Source organism: Dyella sp. NPDC103356, assembly GCF_055584465.1.
In genome coordinates this window covers 105561-128068 of record NZ_JBVJLZ010000004.1, presented here as the reverse complement: position 1 = coordinate 128068, position 22508 = coordinate 105561, and the positions used below count along the sequence as shown (strand labels likewise).

The following is a 22508-nucleotide window of genomic DNA, read 5'->3' as shown; positions in this document are numbered from 1 at the left end:
AAATATCGGCCTTTTTACACCGGTGCGATGCCAGCGTTTGCGACAATCCCATGTACTCTCCAATGCATGTGACCCCTTATCACCTGAGCAACGGTGATCCGGCAGTCAGCGTCGAACGTCGTGGCATTCCGGATCAATCATCATGCATGTCGTAAAAATCAACCCAGGCCGCGAAAAAACCGCGCTGCACCGACATCCCTGGTTATTTTCCGGAGCAATGAACCCGCCGGCAGGTACGCCAGGATCAGGCGAAACGGTCAGGGTGCTGGACACCAACGGTCGCTTTCTGGGCTGGGCGGCATGGAGCGGTGAATCGCAGATACGCCTGCGCTTCTGGAGTTTCGATGAGCGTGAAACCATCGATCGGGATTTTTTCCGTCGGCGCTTGAGTCGAGCGATCGAGCTACGCAGCGGCATGGATCATGCGAGTGACGCCATGCGCCTGGTGAACGGGGAGTCGGACGGGCTTCCCGGCCTGATCGTCGATCGCTATGGCGAGGTGCTGGTGATGCAGTTGCTCGCCGCCGGTCCGGAATCCTGGCGCGATGTCCTTTGCGACGAGCTGCAGGCACTCACCGGCGTGCAAGCCATCTACGAGCGCTCCGATGCGGATGTACGAGAACTGGAAGGGTTGCCGCTACGCAGCGGCTTGTTGCGCGGCGAGCTGCCGGCGGTCACGGATATTATCGAACATGGCCTGCGCTATCGCGTCAATGTCGCGGCAGGTCAGAAGACGGGTTTCTATCTTGATCAGCGCGCCAATCGACACCGCATCGGCAGCCTGGCCAACGGCGCGGATGTGCTGAACTGCTTTTGCTACACGGGTGGTTTTTCCCTGGCCGCATTGCGTGGCGGCGCTCGCTCGGTGTTATCGGTGGACAGTTCCGGTGACGCTCTCGGCGCCGCACGCGTCAACCTGAGCTTGAATGATCTGCCCAGCGAACGCGCCACATGGATGGAGGCCGATGTCTTTCAATACTTGCGTCGGCTACGCGATGAGGGCCGAAGCTACGACTTGATCGTACTGGACCCACCGAAATTTGCCCCTACGGCGCAGCATGTGGAACGCGCCTCACGTGCGTACAAGGACATCAACCTGTGGGCCATGAAACTGCTGCGCACAGGCGGTCACCTCGCCACCTTTACCTGCTCCGGCGGCATGACCGCCGAATTGTTTCAGAAGGTCGTGGCGGGTAGCGCCTGGGACGTGAGAGCCGATATGCGGCTGATCGAACGATTTACGGCAGATATCGACCATCCCGTATCGCTGAACTTTCCCGAAGGCGACTATTTGAAAGGGTTGCTCTTGCGGAAGGTCTAGGGATGTTTCCTGATAGCCTCAATTGATCGAAGGAATACTGTGGCCCTCAGATGACTTTCAATGAAAGATTCATGGTCGTTTGGTTCTATGTTGCCTTATATAACGCTGTCGCCTTTTGGACGGCATGGAAGCTGCGGCGTTTTGAGCCTACCTATTTCGAGAATCAGCCTTGGACGATGGGTCATGCTTTGGAAGTGCTCGATATGATCTTCGACTCCGATGTGACGGGTCCCGAAATGCCTTATGCCATCCGACGGGGCGGCTTGATCGCGCGAGTTATGTTCATTGGGTGCTTACCATTCGTCTTGGTGGTTGCGTTGTTGTGAGACATTGCCGGGTGTGGCACGGAGAGTCGTCGCCCACATCACGCTCGCCTAACTGCTGAAATCTCCTCCGAACGGGTGCATTCGGCTCTCGGTGATCGCACCAGACAGCCTGAAATTGGCGACTTCGACATGCCCGCTTGACCTGAGCTGCTGCCGCAGATCCAGCCCACGCAACCCCCAACGATCTGACGTCGCGTTTTTGCGCCGCAGCGTGACACCTTGCGCTTTCTGGGTCTAATTTGCCGCCAGGGGATTTAGATCGATCCAAGTTGGTGTGATTCAGATCACATCGCGGCTGCGATGGGACTGACCGGCTTGGACCAGGGGTGGGGAGAGTTTGGGACGTGCGCGTTAGCGCCGCCCTGGATGTCGTTGCTTCCCGCCAGGCAGGTCGAGAGAAATGGGGAGCCGTCACATGAAGCCAGAAACCGCTCGCAATCCCGTCATGACAGGCGTTCGTACATCGCGCCCGCCCGCGTTCGCGGGAGCTGTTGCCAGCTCGCACCACACGTCTTCGCAGCGCCGATCTCGCCCTTCGCAATAGCGCGTCCCTGCGCATTTAGCCATTCAACGCTTACTGATCGTGGGCTCATTGAACGCCAAAAAATTAGATCGATCCAAATTTGAGGGGAAGGAGAGCGTCTACCGCACAAATCGAGCATCTGCTGCATGTGATCAAACGGGGGATCACCGCGCCGACTCCAAAAAACTGGCGCGCACCAAAGTAGGGGATTCAAGAAAATGACTTACCTGCCATACGTGTTTACGCGCAAGCCGTTATACGTCGCGCTTGCCTTGGCGACTCTCTCAGGGGGCGGCCTTGGAATACCCACGATCGCCTTTGCGCAGACCTCCGCGCCCGCGGTGACCTCAACGACAACACCGCCCCAGTCGACCGATAGCGCAACGGCGAAGAAAGACGGCAAGGACAAGAAATCCGATAAGGAGAAAACCGGGAGCGCGGCCAATGCCACGACGCTCGATACGGTCGTCGTCACGAGCTTTCGCCAGTCGATCGACCAGAACATGCAGGACAAGCGCGATTCCAACTCGATCGTCGAGGTGATCAACGCGCAGAACATCGCGCAGTTTCCCGCCAAGAACATTGCCGACGCGCTTGCGCACGTGCCCGGTGTAGTCATCACGCGCGAATCGGGCGAAGGCAAGACAGTCAGCATTCGCGGCCTTGCGCCCGAGCTCACGTTGACCGAATTAAACGGCAACTACGTGGCCTCGGCCGATACCTCGGCCGGCCTGACGCGCTCGTTCAACTACACCTTGATGCCGGCCAACATGTTCTCGGACATCAAGCTCTACAAGAGCCTCGAGGCGCGCCTGGACGAGGGCGGCATCGGCGGCAACGTCGACCTGCACACGCGCCGTCCGTTGGAAATGGCAGCGAACGACGGCTTCGTTTCCGTCAATGCGGCAGGCTCGGATAACAGCAGCAAGATCACGCCCCAGGGCTCGGCGCTGTGGTCGTGGAAGAACAAGGACCAGACGTTCGGCGTGCTCGTCGCGGGCTCGTATCTGAAGCGCCGGGATATCGACTACACGGCCAATGCATCGAGCTGGCACTGGTGGGACAACAACTGTACCGATCCGACAACGTGTACCCACCAGCCGACCAACGTGCATGGCCAGCAATACGGCCCCGACGTCGCACCCAACCTGGCTTTGTGGCCGGGAGGCGGTGTGGTCGATCAGTCCGGTAAAGGCTATTCGGGCTACTGGATGCCGCAGCAGTTCGCCACCAGCCGGAATCAGCTGGACCTGAAGTCCAAGGGCGCACAGGCCACGTTGCAGTTCAAGCCCAGCGACCATTTCCTGCTGACCGGTAACTACTTTCGCTTCCAGCGGCAGCAGACCCAGATCACCAATACCCTGGAGGTTCCCGAGTGGGGACTGCCCAGCAACAACGACTTCACGGACCAGCAAGGCAGGTTGCTTGCCCCCAACGGCCTGACCTTCGATCCGTCGCACACCATCGTCACCGGCGCGAACTACGTCCTCCCGCCCGCCGGCCAGGGTTGTAACGCGACGACGAATCCTGTCACCGGTGCGCAACGACAGGCGGTGGACGTGTGCTCCACCGAAATTCCGTGGCTCAACGGCAACTACTCGGTCGAAAAGGCCACATCGCAGACTCTCAACCTCGAAGGTGAGTGGGATAACGGCGGCAGCCTCAGCGGATCGTTCAACGTCGGCCGTACCTGGGCGACAGGTGGCCCGTCGATAGAGCTGGGTATGGCCGCCAAGCCGCGCAACTTCGTCAACGGCCAGTGGGTGGACGGTAGCAACGGGGCCGCGTGGACGCTGAACGGCACGCCGACCATCACCGCGTCGCCAAACGTGCTGCAGAACATGCTGGCCGGTCAGGGACAGGTGGATCTTGGTTCCACCGGCTCCAACATGGTCAATACCAGCACCTCGCAGAACTTCGCGCAGCTGGATTTCACCTGGGCCTTCGATAACAGCTGGATGCAATCGCTGCAGTTCGGCGTGAAGTACCGCGACAATCACGCCGAGCAGCAGAACAACGAACTGCGCTGGTATTGCAAAGGCACCACGCTGCAGTTTCAGACCTGCGATCCGAATGCCGGCCAGCTACCTGCGGGTTTCCTGCTGCCGAACACGCTCGATGGTCACACCGAGGCGTACAACGACAGCACCTTCCCGGCGATCAATTTCCCGGCTTACTACAACTATCTCAACTCCACCTACGACCGGGTGCTGTACAACCATCCCGAAGACAAATCCACGGTCCAGGAAAAGATCTCGGCCGCCTATGTCCAGGCCAACTTCGATACCGGCACGCTACGCGGCAACGTGGGCTTGCGTTTTGTCAGCACCAAGCAAGACCTCACCGTCGCCGATGAGATCACCACCAACAACGCGGTGTACTACCACGATGCGGGCGGCAACATCCTGATCTGTCCGACCACCGGCAAGAACATCGCCGGCGGCCCGTGCGCACCGGGTGACTTCCAATACCTGCCGCGCGAGCAATCGGTGATCCAGACATTCACCAATGCCTCCACCAGCAAGCGTTACAACAAGCTCCTGCCGAGCTTCAACGTTGCCTGGACGCTCCCGAACAACTTCGTGATACGCGCGGCCGGATCGCAGGCGATGGCCCGTGCCAACTACACCGACCTGGCTCAGCTCGGTAGCCTCACCAACAACACGCAGGACTACTACAACGACCGCAAGCAGTTCGGCGCACCCTTGCCGGGCTGGTACGGCAGCGGCGCCAACGCGGACCTGAAGCCTTTCACAGCCACCCAGTTCGACTTGGCGGGCGAGTGGTACTACGCACCCGAATCGGTCGTCGGCGTGGATGTGTTCCAGAAGAAGGTGAAGAACTTCGTCGTTCCGGTCACCGTCGATAACATCAATGTCGACGTCGGCGGCACGCAGCAGAACTTCATGCAATACAGCACCAACGCCAACGGCCGCTCCGGCACATCCAAGGGCGTGGAAATCTACACGCAGCACACCTTCCAGATGGGCTTTGGCTACATCGCCAACTACACGCTCAACAAGACCAGCGAAACGCCGGTCACGCTGGGCGATACGGCGGTCGGTAAATCGGAGCTGATCGGCAGCGCCAAGTTTGCAGCGAACCTTTCGTTGTTCTATGAAAAGAATGGTCTCCTGCTGCGCGCGACCAGCAACTGGACGGGTCGGACCATGCAAGGACTGTCGTCGGGTCTTCCGATCTATACGCAGCCCTACCACCAGCTCGACTTGAACGGTGATTACGAGTTCAACAAGCACCTGATGTTGACCGCGTCGGTCATCAACGTGACGAAGTCCACGCCGCGCGAGTATCTGGGTGGCGATACGACGGCACGCCTGTATCAACTCGAATATGCCGGGCGACAGTACTACGTGGGTGTCACGTACAAGTTCGGAGAGGGTGATTGAACGAGGTACGCGGGGTCGGGCTTCGCGCTCGATCCCGCAACGGCGGTGTCCATCGTCGCCCCGGCGCAGGCCGGGGCCCAGCGCCTCTGCTCTCAACGTTGCCGTCTGATGCGAAGAGCACCTCTTGAAGCTTTCCTCAGTGCCACAGCAGGAAGAACTGATGATCCCCCCTCCCACACGTCGTCGCCATCGCGCTGTATTAGCCTTCGCTCTGGCGGCCATGGCATCCGGTTGCATCGGCGTCAGCCACGCCAAGAACAGCACGACCTCGCTACCCTCGACTGCGACGGTCGATGAAGCCAATCCACTGGTCGGTACAGCACCGTTGGACCAACAAAAGCTGATCGGCAACGCACCGCCACCGGGCGAGCCGTTGTATTCGGGCATGACATCGCCGGGCGCGAGCCTGCCGCAAAGCGCGACCGAGGCGGCACCGGTCAATATCAATGCCGATCTCAGCTATCCCACGGGCGTGGCCGTGGCGTACGGCTATGCCCGGCCGACCATGATCGGGTTTACCGGCGGCGGCTCGACCTATGGCGCGCGCGCCGCGCCGATGATCATGCCGGTCGTAGGCGACTGGACCATGCCGCCGGACTATGCGCAGTCGTATTACGACAAGGCGAGCGAGAAAGCGTCGCCCGGCTATTACGCGGTGGATCTGGCCACGTTCCACACCCACGTCGAACTGACCGTGACGCAGTGGACCAGCCTGATGCGCTTCACCTTCCCGGCAAGCCATCGCTCGAACGTCGTCGTCAACCTGCGTCGCGCCGGCGGTAACGTGGAAGTGGTCGGCGATCGCACCATTCGCGGTGTGGCCACCATGGGCGGGCGCAAGGAGTACGACTCGGACGGTCCCTGGTTCGTTGCCGAGTTCTCGCGACCGTTCGCCAGCTTCGGCACCTTCCATGCAGAACAGGACGAGCGCAATCGCGGGCTCGGTAATGAGGACGTCCAGGCCGATCGGCGCACGGTATCGGGCAACTACGCGGGAGCCTATGTCACTTTCGACACGCAGGCGGGTGAGCAGGTACTGGTGCGGATTGCTCACGGCCACAGCGCCGAAGAAGCCGAGCAGCGACTGCGTGCCGCGGGTTCTGATTGGAATTTTGAGCGTACGCACGATCAGGCGCGAACAGCATGGGCGAAGTTGTTCGATCGCGTCGAAGTCGAGGGAGGCACGCCGAAGCAGCGCACGCTGTTCTACTCGACGCTGTATCACGCTTTCGCCAGCCCACGATTGATCGCGCGCAAAGGCGATCGCTTCACCGGTACCGATGGCAAGGTTCAGGTCGCCAGCTACGACCGCTATGGCCCCGTGCCTTTCTGGGATACCGGTCGCAACCAGGTCATCTTGCTGATGTTGCTGGAACCGAAGGTCGTGCAGGACATCATGCAGTCCGAGCTGGATCGTGCGCGCGACACCGGCTACATGAATACCTCGTTCCACGGCGACCATGCCTCGTTCCTCTATGACGGCGCATGGCAGCGCGGCATCTCGTTCGACTACGCTGCCGTCTACGAGTACCTGCGCAAGAACGCGACCGATCCCAAGGGGCCACGCGGATACCTGGCCGAGTATATGAAGAACGGCTGGATCTCCGACATCATTCCGCCAGGCAATCCCAGCCCGCCCTACGCTGGTGGCAAGGCAGGCGCCGCCACCACACTCGAATATGCCTGGGACGATCACGCCTTGGCCGATATCGCCCAGCGGCTCGGCAAGACGGACGACGCCCAGATGTTCATGCGCCGCGCCGCCAACTACCGCAACGTGTTCGATCCGTCGGTAGGCTTCATGCGTGGGCGCACCGATGACGGCAAGTGGATTTCACCCTTCGATCCAGGCGAGCCGTACTACAACTTCATGATGAAGGAAGCCTCGGGCTGGTCCACCTTGTGGCTGGTGCCGCACGACGTGCAGGGTTTGATGGGATTGCTCGGTGGGCGCGATGCGTTCAACGCCAAGCTCGATGCCTTCTTCTCCACGCCCTACCAGGCCAAGGGCGTCTGCCGCGATTGCACCGGCCTGATCGGGCAATACGTGCAAGGCAACCAGCCGGACCAGCAAGCGGCCTACCTTTATGCATGGAGCGGACAGCCCTGGAAGACGCAGGCGCTGACCCGCCGCATTCTCGACGACATGTACGGCAGCGATGCGACCGGTTACGGTTATCCCGGCATGGACGACCAAGGTTCGACCTCGTCCTGGTATGTGCTGAGCGCGATGGGCTTCTATCCGGTCGATCCTTCCAGCCCCGATTACATCCTTGGCAGCCCGATCTTCGATCGCGTCCGCCTGCATATGGGTAACGGCAAGATCTTCGAGATCGTCGCGCGCAACAACTCGGCCCAGAACATGTATATCCAGTCCGCTACGCTCAACGGCAAGCCATGGAACAAACCGTGGTTCAGCCACGCCGACATCGCGAAAGGTGCCACCTTGGTACTCACGATGGGACCCGAGCCAAACAAGGCGTGGGGTACCGATCCGCAGGATGCGCCGCGATCCATGTCGGAGAAACAGCCATGAATGCAATCAAGATCGGAATATGGCACGCGAGTGTGTGGATGGGCTTGGCCATGGCCACAAGTATTGCTTCGACGGCCATGGCCGCGTCGAATCAAGCGACTGTCTGGAACGGCAAAGCGGCGCCACTGGCGACACCGTGGACGGCTGAGGTGTCGCCCAGCAACGCGTTACCCGGGTACCCCCGTCCGCAGCTGGCGCGCCCCTCGCTGGAGCATCCACAATGGATGAATCTCAACGGGCTGTGGCAATACGCATCGAACGAGGGGCAAGGTGCACCGCCGTTCGGCCAGACGCTGAAGGACAAGGTGCTGGTGCCCTATCCGATCGAGTCGGTGCTATCGGGCGTACAAGCCCATTCGGACTTCATGTTCTATCGTCGGATGGTAGATATCCCGGCTGATTTCACCGCGCACGGACAACATGTGCGACTGAACTTCGGCGCAGTGGGGCAGGACGCCACGGTCTACGTCAACGGCAAGCAGGTGGCGCAACATAAGGGCGGCTATACGTCCTTCAGTGCGGACATCACCTCGGCACTTCACGCACAGGGTGCGCAGGAGATCATCGTTGCCGTGCATGCGCCGGTGGACGGCGCCAACGTGATGGTCGGCAAGCAACGGCTGAAACCGGACGGCATCTTCTACACCGCGGCTTCGGGCATCTGGCAATCGGTGTGGCTGGAGCCGGTGCCGGCTACCAGCCTGGCGCAACTGAACTTCACACCGGTTCGCAGTCTGGATGCCTTCACTGTCACGTCAAAAGTGGACGGCCATCCTGGTGCAGCCAAGCTGCACGTCACCGCCTATGCGGATGGCAAGGCGGTGGGCGAGGCGAGTGGGCCAGCCGGGCAATCGTTGCACTTGGCTGTCGCGCATCCGCATCTATGGAGCCCGCAGGATCCTTTCCTGTACACCTTCAAGGCCACGCTCACGCAAGGTGATCAACGCGACGAAGTCACCAGCTATGCCGGCATGCGCAGCATTGCCATCGCGAAGGTGGATGGGCGCAACCGCATCGTATTGAACGGCAAACCGACCTTCCTGCTGGCCACGCTGGATCAGGGGTATTGGCCGGACGGTATCTACACCGCGCCCACCGATGCGGCACTCAAGTTCGATATACAGAAGACCAAAGACCTCGGCTTCAACACCATCCGCAAACACATCAAGGTGGAGCCGGCACGTTGGTATTACTGGGCCGACCGTATCGGCCTGATGGTATGGCAGGACATGCCGGCGCTGCCTACGGGAAACAACGACAAGCTCAGTGATGCCGACAAGGCGACCTTTCGTGCCGACGTCTCGGCCATCGTCGATCAGCTCAAGGGCGAAACCTCGATCATCGGCTGGATTCCGTTCAACGAAGGTTGGGGCCAATGGAGCATTCCCGCTGCCGCCGAATTGGCCACGCAGATCAAGCAACTCGATCCCTCGCGTCTGGTCGATGCGCGCAGCGGCGCTAACTGCTGCGACACCAAGGGCGATCCACACGCCGGCGATGTTTACGACGTGCACGACTACCAAGGCCCCGGCCTGCCCAGCCCGGATGCACAGCGTGCTGCCATCGACGGCGAACATGGCGGCCTGACCCTGGGCATTCCCGACCATGTCTGGCCCAACACGCCGATCAATCCCTATGGGGATGTGAAGGACCGCGACGCGTTGAACGCCGGCTACGTCGCCAATACTGCCGTATTGCGCGACAAAGGCGTGGCCAATGGCATGTCCGGCAGCGTCTACACCCAGATCACCGATGTCGAGGGCGAGCACAACGGCCTGTTCACCTACGACCGCAAGATCGAAAAGGTGGACGAAGCCAAGGTGCGCGCGATCAATGAGGCGACGATACGCGCTGGCGGGCAGCCGTGAGACCTGTGCGTGGCAGGTTGATGAGATGGCTGATCACCCGATAGCGCGTTTACTTGGGACTGTCCGCTCGTGAAGCGGACAGTCTGGTTGCCAATCAAATGCCGGCTTCGTCCTGCTTTTGCTTCTCGCGTTTTGACGCCTTCCAGGCTCGGACTTCGTCGATGACGATCTGTAGCCGGGCACGTTGCTCCTGACTGAGAGGCGCATGCTTGGCCTTGCGCAGAAGCGCATCAAACATGTAGCCAGATCTGAAAAAGTAGGGCCTGACCTCGAGAAAGCAGATGGCGGCTTCCATCGTCTCGATATCACCTGCGACCAGGCGATCCAGAGCGCCTTTGTACCCACCGGGAAAAGCCAGTTCGTCGTATCTATGATGATAAACCTCGCAGGCTCGTGACCACTCTTCTTTCTTCTTAGGGCTTGCATCTCTTGTGGCAAATGTTTCACGGATGCGCCGATTCAGGCGAGCGATCTCAGCGGCGTTCTCTTCGATCAGAAGTTTGATCCGGTCAGACGGATGTGGCACCCGACCCTCCTCGAGTTGAGGATCGACAGGTACTCGCTTCGGTTTGAAAATGCGCCTTCATCGCTCAGTATTTTTGTGGGCTCTTTCGTTTGGCAGACCAGCTTGGCGTATATAAAAACCTTACAAGCTGACCACCAAAGACATAAAACAAGACTTCGCAGACTAGTGTGAATTTTTGCCAGGGACTGCGAGGTGTAATGTGCCTGCTACGCCAAGCATCTTGCACGGCAACTCTACGAGCCGTGATTGCGCGCGCACTCTCAGACGACGCTTTCTGCTTTTCGTTGCGTCTCTCCGCCAACCGGCGCTGTTGCCGAGTAACCGATTTAGGCATCTATTTGCCTCGCAATACGTGACCGCTTTGAGGAGTTCCATCAACACAACAAACTGTCAGGCTTCCACTGGCACTACGGCAGCTTGAACTTTCGAGTGGCACGTGGCGGCCAGATGGATGTGAACTGGGCGCCGCCTGCCACGCGGAAGGCGGCCGACATGCCGTTCAGAACACCCAATCCTTCCAGAACGTCTTTTGAGCGTCGAAAGGAATGTCGCGGATCAGACGCGAGCATGAAAAGATTGATCTCTTTTGGACTGACATCGTAGCCTTCCAGTTCGACGGCATCGCCCAATGCCTCCTTCAACTTGCCTTCAATCACCGCGAGAAACGCTTCATCGGCCAGAGATTTGCGCCAGAACTTGATGATGAGTTGATAATCCATTCGGCGAGTGTAGCTCCAACCAACCTATTGGGCGGCTCCAGTGGGTATTGCCATATCCACGGGTTCACTGTTGTTCCGGATGCAAAGTCTGCTTGGTTCGTCAGCTTGATGTTTTGGTTTCGCCGCCTTGCATGAGACGGGACGGCCAGCCGATGCGAACAAGAAGCCCGTCCGGCCCACAGATCCCGACCTCATACAGACCCCACTCGCGGTGTCGTAGCACGCCTCCCGGGCGGATGATCAAATCGTCCACGCGTGCGGCGATAGCATCCACGTCTGGCGTGCGGATGAAAACACCGAACGGGTTGTGCTTCTCCGGAACGGCCCAGGGGCCGCTTCCAGCCTGGGTAAGGTGCACTTCGCAGTCCCAGCCGGTCATGATGATGTAGTTATCGTCGCCGCCCGTGCGGACAAAGCCCAGGCGCTCCCAAAACGGAATCGCAGCCGGCAGATCGTTGCTGGGAACGATAGCGAAGGCACCTACGGTGGCAGGGATGGGCATGCGTCGACTCCGGTGTGGGTAGCGTTTAGCTGGTTTGCCCTGGAAGCTTACACACGGACAAATACCATGTTGAGTACCGACGACTTGTGCCAGGGGCAGTCAAAAAGCCCGAAGCTCGGCAGCCCGCCTGACTCACCGCCCGACTTGCCCTCCAACATAAAAGCTTCAACCCCGCCGCGCTGGCAAAAACCGGCTGTTACGTAGCAGCCCCGCCGAGACGAGCGACACCAGCACCCCGACCGGAAAGATCTCCACGAACGTCATCGGCAGGCGGAACATCGGGTTCGCGTACTGGACCTTGAACGTCTCCATGTCGGTAGTCAGCTTCGCCAGCTTCTCGGCACTCGCGCCCTTGGCCTTCTCGGCCGCAATGATCGCCTGCGCATAGGAGGTGGCAAAATCCATGTGCGTCATCGCCTGCACGGCTTCCCATGCGGCCACATAGAAAATGCCGGCGATGAAGCTGATGCCCAGCCCGACCCCGAGTCCCTGCCAGAAGCCGATGACTCCACCCCGGTCCACGTCCCGGTGCCGTTTGATCCCGACGAAAACCGCGCTCAGTGCGATCAGCATCGTCGTATAGCCAATCACCATGCCGTATTTCAGCGGCGGCATCCCGGAGAACAGGACGAAGGTGACGAGCTCGAACCCGCCGACGATCAGGCCGGCGATCACGCCATATTTCAGAATGTTGCGTAACACGGTGCTACTCCCCAGTGGTGGATGGAGCCGCCATTGCGCGCGATCCGGCGGTGTCCGGCAATCGCCCGAAAGGATGATTTTGGCCTGTTCACCCCAAATAACGTGGTGTCAGGGCACGATCCCAAGCTCGCGCGCCCGGCGAACCGCCTCGGTGCGCCGCTTCGCGCCCAGCTTCTCGAACAGCCGCGCCACATGCGTCTTGACCGTGTTCGGCGAAACGTGGAGGCGTACCGCGATCTCCTTGTTGGAATGGCCAGCGGCCAGTTCGTGCAGTACCTCCAGCTCACGCTCGCTCAGGCCCAGCGCCGCTTGCGCCTTCGGGTTGCCGTCAAAGGTGAGCGCCGCTGGCGCGGCGAAGACCCGCACGCCCAGGACGATGCCGAGCACCAGGAAGGCAGCGGCGACCAGGAACAGGTAGATGTCGCCCGAATGCATCCGCGCCAGACGCTGGTAGTCGAGCCACTGCAGGGCGAGCGTCCCCACCGCCAGCAGCGCCCCGTAGCCGACTATCCGCTTCCACATGGCCTTAGCCCCTCGCCCCGTCCGGGGTCATTTTAGCGCTGGTCTACGGACGGTAAGAAAAGGGCCGCTCGACTCGACATTGGCGGTCTCGATCCAGCTCGCAATGTCCCTGTGGAGGCGAGTTTGAGACATGCCACCGAATGACCCGTCGGGAGCTGATTCACCTGAGGACAACGACTCAAAGACGTGCCGACATACGAACGCTGCCTCTTGATGCCTGTGACTGGAGCACTCGATAGAATGTTTCTCAAACATGGGCTTGGAAGCGCCAAACCTAAGGGGCTGCAGATGCTATCGCGATGCCCGATATGAGTCGGAAACAGCCTTTGACTAAGCTAGCCATCTAGATGATCTCGCCATCCTAGGAGCAAGCCAACCACTTTCGCGTCTCGACCTCGATTGCCGCCTCCACCCATACGTTCCGTACTTAGCCAATACAAGTATTCGGCGATGTCCTTCCCGTCTACGGTGGCTTTCAGCAATCGAAAGATCTGTGGGACATAGCTTTCGTACTCATCTCTGGCTTGGGGGATGCCGGCAACGCCGATGGGATCCCACATGTAGTGAAGGACTTCATCGATCCTGCACAGAAGTTCTTTATCTTGCGGCGAAACATTCACTCGGGAAGTCCTGGCTTCGTTCTGACAATGTCCGCTTTGGTTGAAAAGCAGACGATATCGCAGCCTCACTGACGAGGCTGATCGATCTAGTTGAGTCCGTTATCTTTATTTTGCGGTGAGAGACATGCGGAGCTCATGACTTCTGTAGTGCGATGGTAAGCAAAATTTCCCCATTTACCATGAAGGGTAATCTCCCCATCAGCCGAGGTAATTTCGTCTGTCTCCCAGATTTTTTGCCAATGAATGGACTGGGGTAAGACGTAACGCCCTTCGGATTGGTAGACAGTACCGCCCGGCGCAATCCGACACTGGAGCGCTGTTCCGTCTGCATTGATCTTCACCCAAACGGTATGTCCGCCAAACTGCCACAGACCGACCAGCGATGATGGCGGGATCGGTGTAGTTGCATGCACCCACTGCGAAACTACAAAGAGCATAACCACGACTACAAATCGCATCCAACTCCCCCGTAAATAGACGACGCCTCAAGGCGCTCGCTCGAAAGCGGCATAACGAAAGCCAGTCGCCGTCCCTAAGATCTGACTCGCACTTCGAGCAAGGCTAAGCCAACCGCCGGCGAATACTTCCTAACGATCACTGCGCCTTGTATCCCCTACGACCAACGACCTCCGGGCTTGCCGATAGGCGAGAGCACCGAAAGCCAGGAAGCCGCAGCCAAGAATGAAGGTGAAGTCCTTTATCCCGTGCGGCGACGACAAGCCCCAGATCATGAATACCACGCCCATGAATGCACAGAAGACAGGCCCAAGAATAATGTTTCGTGGAGCGGCGGCTAAAGCGCGTTCATTCCGCTTCAGCATGTCGTGGTAAGCCTGCACGGTGACTTCATGCTCCCCTTTGCATGACAGACCGTGCCCCATGTCCACAGTACAGGACTGGCAAAGGCCCTTGCCACAGGCTTTGCATGTGCCCAAGGCAACCATCGTCGGATGATTGAAGCAGTTCATAACGCATTCCCCCTCATTGATTTCAAGCGAATCGGGTGCTTACCAGACTTCCAACGGACGCGCAGCTACGACACGGCGTTCATCACGGAGGAAACCACGTGCCACCCGCCAGCATCGTGTTTCACCACGGCCGTATACCAACCCGCACAGAGGGCGCCGCAGTAGTAGCTATAAGGCACGTCGTAGTTTCCATCAGGGCGGCGAACGGGTAGGCCGATTGAAAAGCGCATGCTCATGGAAGCACCGCCGACACCTTCCTTCCAGGCGCTTCCAGGGTAGGTTTCAATGCCGTCTTGCCTGAGGCTGGCCGCAATTTCGGGTGAAAGATCGACAAGCCCCTTGGCATCGGGCGAGGGGAGATTCACGAAATAACGCGCTTGTACCGTGCCGCCTCCACGGGATCGATCGGCACCAACCTGATACCGAAGCAGGACCTCAGCCAGGTTCTGCAGATCAGGCGATGGAAATTTCCTGGCCATCGCCAAGGCCTCCGTTTTTGCCTGGGCATCGGCGACCAGCTGCTGAATATTTTCCTGGGCCACACATCCCACCGCAGGCGGCAGTTCAAGACAGGCCCGGCCGGTTGACTCGTTTACTGTTGCAACGAAGCGCTTCGTCGCGTTGGAATCCAGCGAGGCTTCGATTTGGACCGTCCATTCGCGAGTTGATGGTTCGAAGCGTATGTCTTGCGTGGAGTAGTTGTGGCTATGTGTCGCTTCAGTAGCCAGCTTTAGCGCAATATTCATGGCCGCTCCGCCATCGAGTATGGGCTCAGCCTGGTCCGCGGCAAGTAGTGGCGAGCTGCTCGTCCATGCCATAGAGATGACGAACAGCGTTCGCAACCGATAGCTCGATCTCATGATCCATTCCCCAGATGACGAGCGACTGTAGAGAGCCTCAAAAAGAACCTCGCCCTTTCCATCGTCGTCCCGGCGCAGGCCGGGATCCAGTGACTTCGGTTTCCGGCTTTCGCGATAGAGCGGATGCTTGTTGGCTCTCGCGATATCCGATTGCAAAGTCACTGGATCCCGGCCTGCGCCGGGATGACGGCTAGGAGTGGTATTTCGAAGGATTATTTCGTCGGCGTAGCGATAGCCCCGATAAGATCCTTGCCTTGGCCGCGCACCAGATGCGGATACTTCAGGCCGCCGTGGTAGTCGACCTTGACGGTCTTATAGTCATCCACGTCCTTCACAAGGAACTCAATCGGCGTGGTGGTTTTCTTCGCATCGGTCACCGCGTCCTTCAGTACCTGCGGCGAGAACTCCTTACCGTTCACGGCCACGATGGTCACGCCCGGGACGAGGCCCGCTTTCGCCGCCGCGCCTTCCCACTGTGCATCGCGTACTTCGCCCTTGTCGGAGACCTGGATGCCTAGCGAATAGGCCAGGTTGATCGACTTGCGCAGCTTCTCACCCGTCGTCGCGAACTCGCTGGGCTTGTCGTCGAAGGCCAGCTTCCAGCCGCCGCCTTCGATACCCTTCTCGGGCATGGTGTCGCCGGTATAGTCCAGGCGTTCGCGCAGGAAGGTCTTCCAGTCGTAGGGCTGCACGTCGTTAAGGGTCTTCACCACGTCTTCGAACGTATAGGTCTTGGGCACATAGCTGCCGTTGTCCATGCCATAGAAAGCCTTCGCGAATTCATCCAGCGTGTGCTTGCCGCCGGAGAGGTCGCGAATCTTCGTGTCCACGTCCAGCCACAGCATCTGGCCTTCCGGGTAATAATCGGAGCTGCGGCGCAGATTCACCCAACCGCTGCTGCCGCGAGAGGAAAGTGGAATGCCATCGGCGGTGTCCTGCAGCGAGCGCCATTGGCGGCCCGTGCGCGCACCCATGTCCGCGGCAATGGACGCCAGCGAATCGCGCCACTGGTCGGTGCTCCAGATGCCCGAGCGCGCGGTCAGCACGCCAGCCCAGTAATCGGTGAGGCCCTCGTACACCCACAGCAGATCGTCCTGCATCGGCTCGGCGAACGTCGGCGTCCACAGGTCGGCCGGGCGGCGGAATTTGCCATTCCACGAGTGGATGTATTCATGCGGCAGTAGTGTGCCCGCGGCGGCATGCACCTTCGGGTCGGTGAGGAAGTTGGCGAACAGGCGATCGTCGCTCGACTGGTGATGCTCCAGACCGAAGTGGCCGGTGTGATCGGAAACGACGAGCAGGAAATCGTAGTGGCCGTAGTGGTGCGCACCGAACAGCTTGTTCGCCTGCACCACGAGGTTGCGCTGTGGGGCGATCTGCTTGTCGGTGATCTTTACGCTGTCCTCGTCCTCGCCCACGATGTCCAGGTGCACGGGCACAGACTGGCCCGGCGCAAGATCAACGCGGTTGAAATAAGGGCCCGCGATCAGCGGCGAATCCACGAAGTTCTCGTAGCTCACCGGCTTGAAGGTGACGGTGTCGCCGGACTGCGATGCGGTTTCCAGCGCTGTCGCGAACTTCCAGCCGGCGGGTAGCTTCACCGTCGGCTCGATGGTGATGCGGCTGCTGTAGTAACCGGCCGGGTAGAACGACACTTCGTTGAATTCCAGCGGGATGTAGTGCGGCGTAGCGGCATCGAGATAGTCGAAGCTCAGGTCGAGCTTGTCCACGCCATCGGGCACGTCCACGTGGAACGCGAACATCTCCTTGAGATCGCGGCGCCAGGGAATCTTCTTGCCGTTGGCGGTGACGATCAGACTGGCCACGTTCGACAACGGGCCGTCCGGCCCGTGCTCGCCCGGAATCCACTTCGGGTAGTACAGCACCACATGGCCCGGCGATACCGGGATGCTCTCGCGCACGTGCAGCAGGTGTCGTGCCTGATCGGTCAGGTCCACGGTCACTGCGAGGTTGCCCTTGTAGGGCTGGTCGACAGGAGCGGGAAGGTCCTGCGCGAAGGCAGCGGGAGCGGCGGTGATCAGCGCAATGGCGGTGGCGAGCGAGGCACGGCGAAGGGGGAGGCGCATGGGAAGTTCCGGGCGGATGAAGGCTCGATGGTGGAGCCGCGCGGCCCCGCGTCGTATATGCCAGAGGTCACGGTGGTTGGAAGCGCCGCCCTCGCTTGCGTTCCGGTAGGACCCATGCAAACGCCTGTAAGCTTGAAGAACTGATCGCTTTTGATGGCCTTGCCGAGGGGCTGCAATAACCCATGAATGCCATGCATCCCATTGAGCATCATCCCGTTTCGCAGCTGGGCGGCGGTTTCATCGCCGGCACGCCGATATGGACGGATCGCGGCCTGGTCCCGATCGAGCAGCTGAAAATCGGCGACAGCGTGCTGTCGCAGTCCGAAGGCACGGGTGAGCGTGTCTATCGCAAGGTGGTGCGCACGTTCTCATGCGAGAACAAGGCGATCTTGTGCGTTCGCTACTGCCTGCCGCCGCCTAACGACACAGAGATCCACTACCTGTATGTGGTCGACAATCACCCGTTCTGGGTGAAGCGTACGGGATGGGTCCACACTTACCTGCTCGAAGGCGGCCAGGAGTTCGAATTGCACGACGGCAGCACGGCCTACGTGCTCGAAGTGGTGTACGTCTACAAGACGGATCGCCCAGGCGTGGGTTGGATGCCCGAATACTCACACAGCGCGGACGGATTCGAGATCGACTTCAGCGGCGGCCGGGAATGGTGGCTGGACGAGCAGGACCAGCGGAACTTCGGCAAATCCCTGGGCAGCTTGCAGGCCACGGTCTACAACATCGAGCTCGAGGGCCTCGGCACCTATTACGTTGGCGAACTCGGCGTGCGGGTGAACGTTGTGTCGGAAACATGAGCCTTGCGGACCCCTATCGCGTGCGCTAATTATCGGGCGCTTGCACGTTGTAGCCATCGGATTGCAGTGCGCTCAGATAGCCATCTGGTGCGAGCAGTTCGTGCATCGGCAGTACTGCGAAGGTCTGCTGATTCTTATCGAGCGCATGCTCGGCGACGCTGATCCAGTTTTTCCTTACGCGACTTTCCATGTCGCTGATGCCAAGTGCCGCAGCGAAGGGTGAGATGTCCAGCGTGGACAAACATGAGTCCTGTTGCACTTGCGACAAGATGGACCGCAGTGTACCGATATCGCCCGTCGCCCACGCATTTGCGCGCGACGTCGCCTGGGCGAGATCCTGGTCCAGCGCATCCAACACCTGGTCAAGGCAGCGCTGATCGTCCATCGATTTGTCGTTCAGCGAGCGGATCGTCTCACGTGAATCTTTCAGCAAAAGTTGGTACGACGTATTGAAAGCTGCGACTCCATGGTGAGCGGCGATCTTGTAAACGATGTTCTCCAGTTCATACTCATCAACCAGTCCGTAATGCTTGAGAGCGGCCTCATAAAGTTCGCGTCCAGCCAGAATGGGCCGCATCCGTTCCACGCGATGACTGTCGCCGAGATACTTGGCTTTCAGCACTAGCCAGTGGCGATAAAGCTCTGGCGTCAGGACGTCCTGCAGAGTCTTCTGGTCGGGATTTTTTCCAAGTTCCTGGGGCGAGGGCATCATGGAGCTGCGGTAGAAGCTCGTCCGCACGCCGATCTCCAAACTTGGCAGCTTCAACACCGCCTGCGATGCTGCGATACGGTATTCGACGTCCGCTGACTTCCATCGCATATCTCGGGGTAGCGGCGAAGTAAGGCCGAGTACCCACATGACATGTTTTCCCTTGCTCACCTTCCACAGCGCGGGGCCGGGCAGAACGCCGGTCACCACCACCGGTGCGAGCGTTGTCACCGTATTCGATGCGGGCGGCGACATGGATGAAGATTGCGGGTATGCCGCGCAATTCAAGCAACCAACGAAAGCCACGACCAACAGAGGGGTGAAGAATCGCCCCATGATCCGAGTCACGCAGCTATTGCAGGTCATTTCGACCGTCCATATGTCCTCCAACGAGGTCCGTTTCGGGTCGGAAGCGGGTATTGCTTCATCTCAGCAAGAAATGCTCTCAGTTACCGTTGATTGAAGTATTCGCCAGAGATGACAGCATCAAGGAATCTGATGGCATCTGGATCAACCATCGATCGCGGGGTATAGCCGTGTTGATCCGGCTCAGCAAGCAAGCGTGATTTGCTTTCAAGTGCTAGCGCCTGAAATGCGCCGCGTTCCTCGGAATTCATTTCCTTGACGATGTCTGTTATCGGTTCGTACATCGTAGCTGCGTAATCCCTATCTATCTGGTCCTCAGTCCCAAAATAGACAAGGAAAATGTACTCAAATGCCAGCTCTGCCATTGCCTTCATATTTGCCACGCTCCCCTGGAATTTAACTGACACGCACCCGATTCATTGACGCATGTCGGCTTTGTGTCGGAAGCCGACACTCGATGCGTTCCACTGACTTGGCCAACACCCAGCCTTGCATTCCGTAGCTGGTCTCCAGATCGTAACCAGAAACGCCCTGTGCATGGCAATACGCCTGAGCGTTCTCGAGCGAGTCAGCCCAGTTGCCCGGCCAGCCCACCAGCCGGAATCCCTCATCGATGATGTTCCACTCTCGGGAGAGCAGTGCCTCAGCATGGATGGGTACCAGATCGAATACCCAGGACGGCATGAGTGGATAGGGAAACTGATGTGCCACCACACCACTGAATCTCAAGTCGAAAAGCGATGAGCCTTCCGGGCCCGCGCGAAGGTGCAACAGCACCTCGCTCGATCGCGAGTCTGCCGAGTAGGCAAGTACCTGACTGTCGTGTACACCCGGAAACATACGGTGGTCCCTGCATTTATGTTTAGTCGGGCCGTCGTTCGCGCACCGCGTTTGTAGCGCCGGCGCTCAGCCAAGCTCCTGCGCAAGTCCGATGAGAAGCCCCTCAGGCCCGCGAATGTAGCAAAGCCGATATATATCTTGATAACGCACGACTTCGCCCACGAGCTGTGCGCCGCGCTTGCGGAGCTTTTCGAACGTTTCGTCGATGTCGTCCACGGTGAACATGACGCGCAGATAGCCCAGCGCATTCACCGGCGCGTTCCGATGATCCGCGACGGTGGCCGGCGTGAGAAAGCGGGAGAGTTCGAGCCGGCTGTGACCATCGGGGGTGCGCATCATGGCAATCTCGACGCGTTGATCGCCCAATCCGGTGACACGTCCGGCCCACTCTCCTTCGATCATGGCCCGCCCTTCAAGCTCGAGGCCGAGCTCGCGAAAGAAATCGATCGCCGCCGCGAGGTCATCGACGACGATGCCGATGTTGTCCATCCGTTTAAGACCCATGTTTCGAATCTATAAGATGGCGCTTGTTCTGACAACGGATGCCGCCGATGGTCATGCCACCGACGGCATACCGAAGCGCGCTTAAGACATCACGCCCATGTTCGCCAGGCTGGGGTGAAGATCCCGGACCGGGCTTAGGCTTTCCAGCAGCGAACCAAGATGCAGAATTGTGGACTCCGCCAACCATGGCGATACCAGCTGCACACCGATCGGCAGGCCATCCTTGCTGGTGCCAAAACGCATCGAGAGGCCCGGCAGGCCCGTAACGCTCAGCGGCGCGGTCGCGTCCATCACGTGCAGGGAAGAGACCGTCTGACCGTTGATGAGGAACTCCGCGGCATCGTGAGCGTGCGCTGGCACCGGCGTTACCGGACAGAGCAGCGCATCATAGCGAGCGAAGTATTGAGCGAAGCCATCGCGCATCGTTTCGATCTGCTGCTCGGCGATAACGAAATCTTCGATCGATGTATCGGGAGTGTCGAAGACGCCCTGCACATGCTTGTAGATCAGATCTTCGTGCCCGGCCGTTGCCTTCCTGAAGGCAGGCTTGGTCTCCATGGCCTGAAGCTTCCAAAGAAGCTCAAGCGCATTGATCTGCTCAAGCACAGGGATGCGCACTTCCTCGACGATGACACCTGCGCTCTTGAGCGCCTCAACCGCCGCCTTGACGGTTGCCGCGACATCGTTGTCGACCAGGCCAAAGCCGGGTTCGACGAGCCAGCCGACGCGGATCGGTCGATTCGGTAAAGCGCCAATGCCGGCATCCAGGCTGGGCGAGCTGATGGAGAAACCGTCGGCGCCATCGGGACCGGCCAGGAGCGAATAAGCGAGTGCGATATCGCGAACCGAACGCGCCATCGGGCCGGCATGCCAGAAACGACGCGGTACGCGCGGCCAGATGCCCGTCATCGGAATCCGTCCGTGCGTCGCCTTGAGACCGAGCACGCCGGTCAAGGCCGCCGGGCCACGGACAGAAATAGCGACGTCAGTGGCAAGACCGATCGGCGACATACCTGCTGCAATGGCCGCCGACTCACCGCCGCTTGACCCGCCTGGGGTGCGATCGAGGTTCCATGGATTGAGCGTTCGGCCCGAAAGCAGATTGTCGCTTTCGATCCAATAAGAGAATTCGGGAAGGTTGGTCTTGGCCAGAAGAATGCCGCCTGCCTTCTTCATGCGTGCAATGGTGGGTGCATCGGTGTCGGGGATACGGCCCTTGAAGATGGGCGAGCCCAACTGGGTGAGCACGCCAGCGGTATCGAACGAATCCTTCGCCGAGAAGGGCACGCCATGGAGCGGCCCCAATGTATGGCCGGCCAGGACGGCGGCTTCGGCCGCCTTGGCAGCCTTCAGTGCGTCCTGAGCGACGGTGACCACAGCGTTGATATTCGGATTGACCGCTTCGATGCGGTCGAGGTGCGCCTGCATAACCTCGACAGGCGAAACTTCCTTGGTGCGTATCAGTTCGGCGAGCTTGGTCGCATCCTGGTAAATGAGTTCGGAGTGCATGGGATAGGGCTCTCAAAGTGCTGAATAGGGGGCAACAAAGGTCGGTCGCTAGCCTACCTAACATTTGTTAGGGCGGAGAATAGGCCGCATAATAGGCGTCGTCAACCACTTTTTGCGGGCGGCCGATTTGGTGATGGCCAAGGCTCTGAGAGAATTGGACGCGGCATGGCGATGCCATCGCTGTGTACGGCCTGAGCGGCTTGCGTCGATAATGAACAGCTCGAGCCCTGGTTGAACGGACCTGCGGTACGCACGTCAATACAGCGAACCTCCGCAGTTTCCGG

General features: G+C 59.5%; 19 protein-coding genes. 7 read left to right on the top strand and 12 right to left on the bottom strand.

The window, feature by feature from the left end:
- Window positions 1–142 precede the first annotated feature (142 nt).
- The 5 genes from ACZ6WW_RS10540 to ACZ6WW_RS10520 all read left to right on the top strand — a co-directional run bounded on the left by ACZ6WW_RS10540 (window position 143) and on the right by ACZ6WW_RS10520 (window position 9981).
- Window positions 143–1321 (top strand): class I SAM-dependent rRNA methyltransferase, encoded by a 1179-nt coding sequence (locus tag ACZ6WW_RS10540; RefSeq protein ID WP_465274156.1) that lies wholly within the window; start codon window positions 143–145, stop codon window positions 1319–1321.
- A 71-nt stretch (window positions 1322–1392) separates the two neighbouring features.
- The gene (locus ACZ6WW_RS10535) at window positions 1393–1647 is read left to right on the top strand and encodes a hypothetical protein (RefSeq protein WP_465274155.1); all 255 of its coding nucleotides are present in this window, start codon (window positions 1393–1395) and stop codon (window positions 1645–1647) included.
- 741 nt (window positions 1648–2388) lie between these two features.
- Complete coding sequence (locus ACZ6WW_RS10530) at window positions 2389–5577, top strand: TonB-dependent receptor (protein WP_465274154.1); 3189 nt, start codon at window positions 2389–2391, stop codon at window positions 5575–5577.
- A 160-nt stretch (window positions 5578–5737) separates the two neighbouring features.
- Window positions 5738–8113, top strand: a complete 2376-nt coding sequence (locus ACZ6WW_RS10525) for a GH92 family glycosyl hydrolase (RefSeq protein WP_465274153.1) — start codon at window positions 5738–5740, stop codon at window positions 8111–8113.
- Window positions 8110–9981 (top strand): glycoside hydrolase family 2 protein, encoded by a 1872-nt coding sequence (locus tag ACZ6WW_RS10520; protein ID WP_465274152.1) that lies wholly within the window; start codon window positions 8110–8112, stop codon window positions 9979–9981. The genes ACZ6WW_RS10525 and ACZ6WW_RS10520 overlap by 4 nt, the downstream gene beginning before the upstream one ends.
- Before the next feature lie 94 nt (window positions 9982–10075).
- On the opposite strand, the gene ACZ6WW_RS10515 is transcribed toward ACZ6WW_RS10520, so the two are convergent.
- From ACZ6WW_RS10515 to ACZ6WW_RS10485, 7 genes are all read right to left on the bottom strand, one after another.
- Window positions 10076–10507 (bottom strand): hypothetical protein, encoded by a 432-nt coding sequence (locus ACZ6WW_RS10515; RefSeq protein ID WP_465274151.1) that lies wholly within the window; start codon window positions 10505–10507, stop codon window positions 10076–10078.
- A gap of 407 nt (window positions 10508–10914) precedes the next feature.
- Window positions 10915–11226, bottom strand: a complete 312-nt coding sequence (locus ACZ6WW_RS10510) for a hypothetical protein (protein WP_465274150.1) — start codon at window positions 11224–11226, stop codon at window positions 10915–10917.
- A gap of 100 nt (window positions 11227–11326) precedes the next feature.
- Window positions 11327–11728 (bottom strand): VOC family protein, encoded by a 402-nt coding sequence (locus ACZ6WW_RS10505; protein WP_465274149.1) that lies wholly within the window; start codon window positions 11726–11728, stop codon window positions 11327–11329.
- Window positions 11729–11893: 165 nt separating this feature from the next.
- Window positions 11894–12430, bottom strand: a complete 537-nt coding sequence (locus ACZ6WW_RS10500; RefSeq protein WP_465274148.1) for a DUF4199 domain-containing protein — start codon at window positions 12428–12430, stop codon at window positions 11894–11896.
- 108 nt (window positions 12431–12538) lie between these two features.
- Entirely contained in the window at window positions 12539–12952 is a 414-nt protein-coding gene (locus tag ACZ6WW_RS10495; protein WP_465274147.1) for a helix-turn-helix transcriptional regulator, read from the bottom strand.
- Between the two features lie 1653 nt (window positions 12953–14605).
- Complete coding sequence (locus tag ACZ6WW_RS10490) at window positions 14606–15556, bottom strand: hypothetical protein (RefSeq protein ID WP_465274146.1); 951 nt, start codon at window positions 15554–15556, stop codon at window positions 14606–14608.
- 56 nt (window positions 15557–15612) lie between these two features.
- A complete protein-coding gene (locus ACZ6WW_RS10485) occupies window positions 15613–17487 on the bottom strand; it encodes a M61 family metallopeptidase (protein WP_465274145.1) in 1875 nt (624 codons plus the stop codon).
- 182 nt (window positions 17488–17669) lie between these two features.
- Here ACZ6WW_RS10485 and ACZ6WW_RS10480 point away from each other — a divergent pair, with 182 nt between their 5' ends.
- A complete protein-coding gene (locus ACZ6WW_RS10480) occupies window positions 17670–18296 on the top strand; it encodes a polymorphic toxin-type HINT domain-containing protein (RefSeq protein ID WP_465274144.1) in 627 nt (208 codons plus the stop codon).
- Between the two features lie 25 nt (window positions 18297–18321).
- Here ACZ6WW_RS10480 and ACZ6WW_RS10475 read toward each other — a convergent pair whose 3' ends face one another.
- On the bottom strand, window positions 18322–19155 hold the full coding sequence (locus ACZ6WW_RS10475) for a TraB/GumN family protein (RefSeq protein WP_465274143.1): 834 nt from the start codon (window positions 19153–19155) through the stop codon (window positions 18322–18324).
- Here ACZ6WW_RS10475 and ACZ6WW_RS10470 point away from each other — a divergent pair.
- Window positions 19154–19468, top strand: a complete 315-nt coding sequence (locus ACZ6WW_RS10470) for a hypothetical protein (protein ID WP_465274142.1) — start codon at window positions 19154–19156, stop codon at window positions 19466–19468. The genes ACZ6WW_RS10475 and ACZ6WW_RS10470 overlap by 2 nt on opposite strands.
- On the opposite strand, the gene ACZ6WW_RS10465 is transcribed toward ACZ6WW_RS10470, so the two are convergent.
- The 4 genes from ACZ6WW_RS10465 to ACZ6WW_RS10450 all read right to left on the bottom strand — a co-directional run bounded on the left by ACZ6WW_RS10465 (window position 19455) and on the right by ACZ6WW_RS10450 (window position 22224).
- Window positions 19455–19778 carry a hypothetical protein gene (locus tag ACZ6WW_RS10465; RefSeq protein ID WP_465274141.1) on the bottom strand — a complete coding sequence of 108 codons (324 nt, stop codon included), beginning with the start codon at window positions 19776–19778 and terminating at the stop codon, window positions 19455–19457. The two genes, ACZ6WW_RS10470 and ACZ6WW_RS10465, sit on opposite strands and share 14 nt — an antisense overlap.
- On the bottom strand, window positions 19768–20211 hold the full coding sequence (locus ACZ6WW_RS10460) for a hypothetical protein (RefSeq protein WP_465274140.1): 444 nt from the start codon (window positions 20209–20211) through the stop codon (window positions 19768–19770). The genes ACZ6WW_RS10465 and ACZ6WW_RS10460 overlap by 11 nt, the downstream gene beginning before the upstream one ends.
- A gap of 66 nt (window positions 20212–20277) precedes the next feature.
- Entirely contained in the window at window positions 20278–20715 is a 438-nt protein-coding gene (locus ACZ6WW_RS10455) for a VOC family protein (RefSeq protein WP_465274139.1), read from the bottom strand.
- Window positions 20716–20796: 81 nt separating this feature from the next.
- Window positions 20797–22224: an amidase gene (locus tag ACZ6WW_RS10450; RefSeq protein WP_465274138.1), complete on the bottom strand. Its 1428-nt coding sequence runs from the start codon at window positions 22222–22224 to the stop codon at window positions 20797–20799.
- Between the last annotated feature and the right edge of the window lie 284 nt (window positions 22225–22508).

Excerpts from the sequence above, each read along its gene's own strand:
- ACZ6WW_RS10450 (WP_465274138.1), bottom strand. The coding sequence starts at position 22,224 with ATGCACTCCGAACTCATTTACCAGGATGCGACCAAGCTCGCCGAACTG.
- ACZ6WW_RS10475 (WP_465274143.1), bottom strand. The coding sequence starts at position 19,155 with ATGTGGGTACTCGGCCTTACTTCGCCGCTACCCCGAGATATGCGATGG.
- ACZ6WW_RS10530 (WP_465274154.1), top strand. The coding sequence starts at position 2,389 with ATGACTTACCTGCCATACGTGTTTACGCGCAAGCCGTTATACGTCGCG.
- ACZ6WW_RS10540 (WP_465274156.1), top strand. The coding sequence starts at position 143 with ATGCATGTCGTAAAAATCAACCCAGGCCGCGAAAAAACCGCGCTGCAC.
- ACZ6WW_RS10460 (WP_465274140.1), bottom strand. The coding sequence starts at position 20,211 with ATGTTTCCGGGTGTACACGACAGTCAGGTACTTGCCTACTCGGCAGAC.
- ACZ6WW_RS10495 (WP_465274147.1), bottom strand. The coding sequence starts at position 12,952 with ATGTGGAAGCGGATAGTCGGCTACGGGGCGCTGCTGGCGGTGGGGACG.
- ACZ6WW_RS10535 (WP_465274155.1), top strand. The coding sequence starts at position 1,393 with ATGGTCGTTTGGTTCTATGTTGCCTTATATAACGCTGTCGCCTTTTGG.
- ACZ6WW_RS10455 (WP_465274139.1), bottom strand. The coding sequence starts at position 20,715 with ATGGGTCTTAAACGGATGGACAACATCGGCATCGTCGTCGATGACCTC.
- ACZ6WW_RS10480 (WP_465274144.1), top strand. The coding sequence starts at position 17,670 with ATGAATGCCATGCATCCCATTGAGCATCATCCCGTTTCGCAGCTGGGC.
- ACZ6WW_RS10505 (WP_465274149.1), bottom strand. The coding sequence starts at position 11,728 with ATGCCCATCCCTGCCACCGTAGGTGCCTTCGCTATCGTTCCCAGCAAC.
- ACZ6WW_RS10485 (WP_465274145.1), bottom strand. The coding sequence starts at position 17,487 with ATGCGCCTCCCCCTTCGCCGTGCCTCGCTCGCCACCGCCATTGCGCTG.
- ACZ6WW_RS10520 (WP_465274152.1), top strand. The coding sequence starts at position 8,110 with ATGAATGCAATCAAGATCGGAATATGGCACGCGAGTGTGTGGATGGGC.
- ACZ6WW_RS10525 (WP_465274153.1), top strand. The coding sequence starts at position 5,738 with ATGATCCCCCCTCCCACACGTCGTCGCCATCGCGCTGTATTAGCCTTC.
- ACZ6WW_RS10510 (WP_465274150.1), bottom strand. The coding sequence starts at position 11,226 with ATGGATTATCAACTCATCATCAAGTTCTGGCGCAAATCTCTGGCCGAT.
- ACZ6WW_RS10470 (WP_465274142.1), top strand. The coding sequence starts at position 19,154 with ATGACATGTTTTCCCTTGCTCACCTTCCACAGCGCGGGGCCGGGCAGA.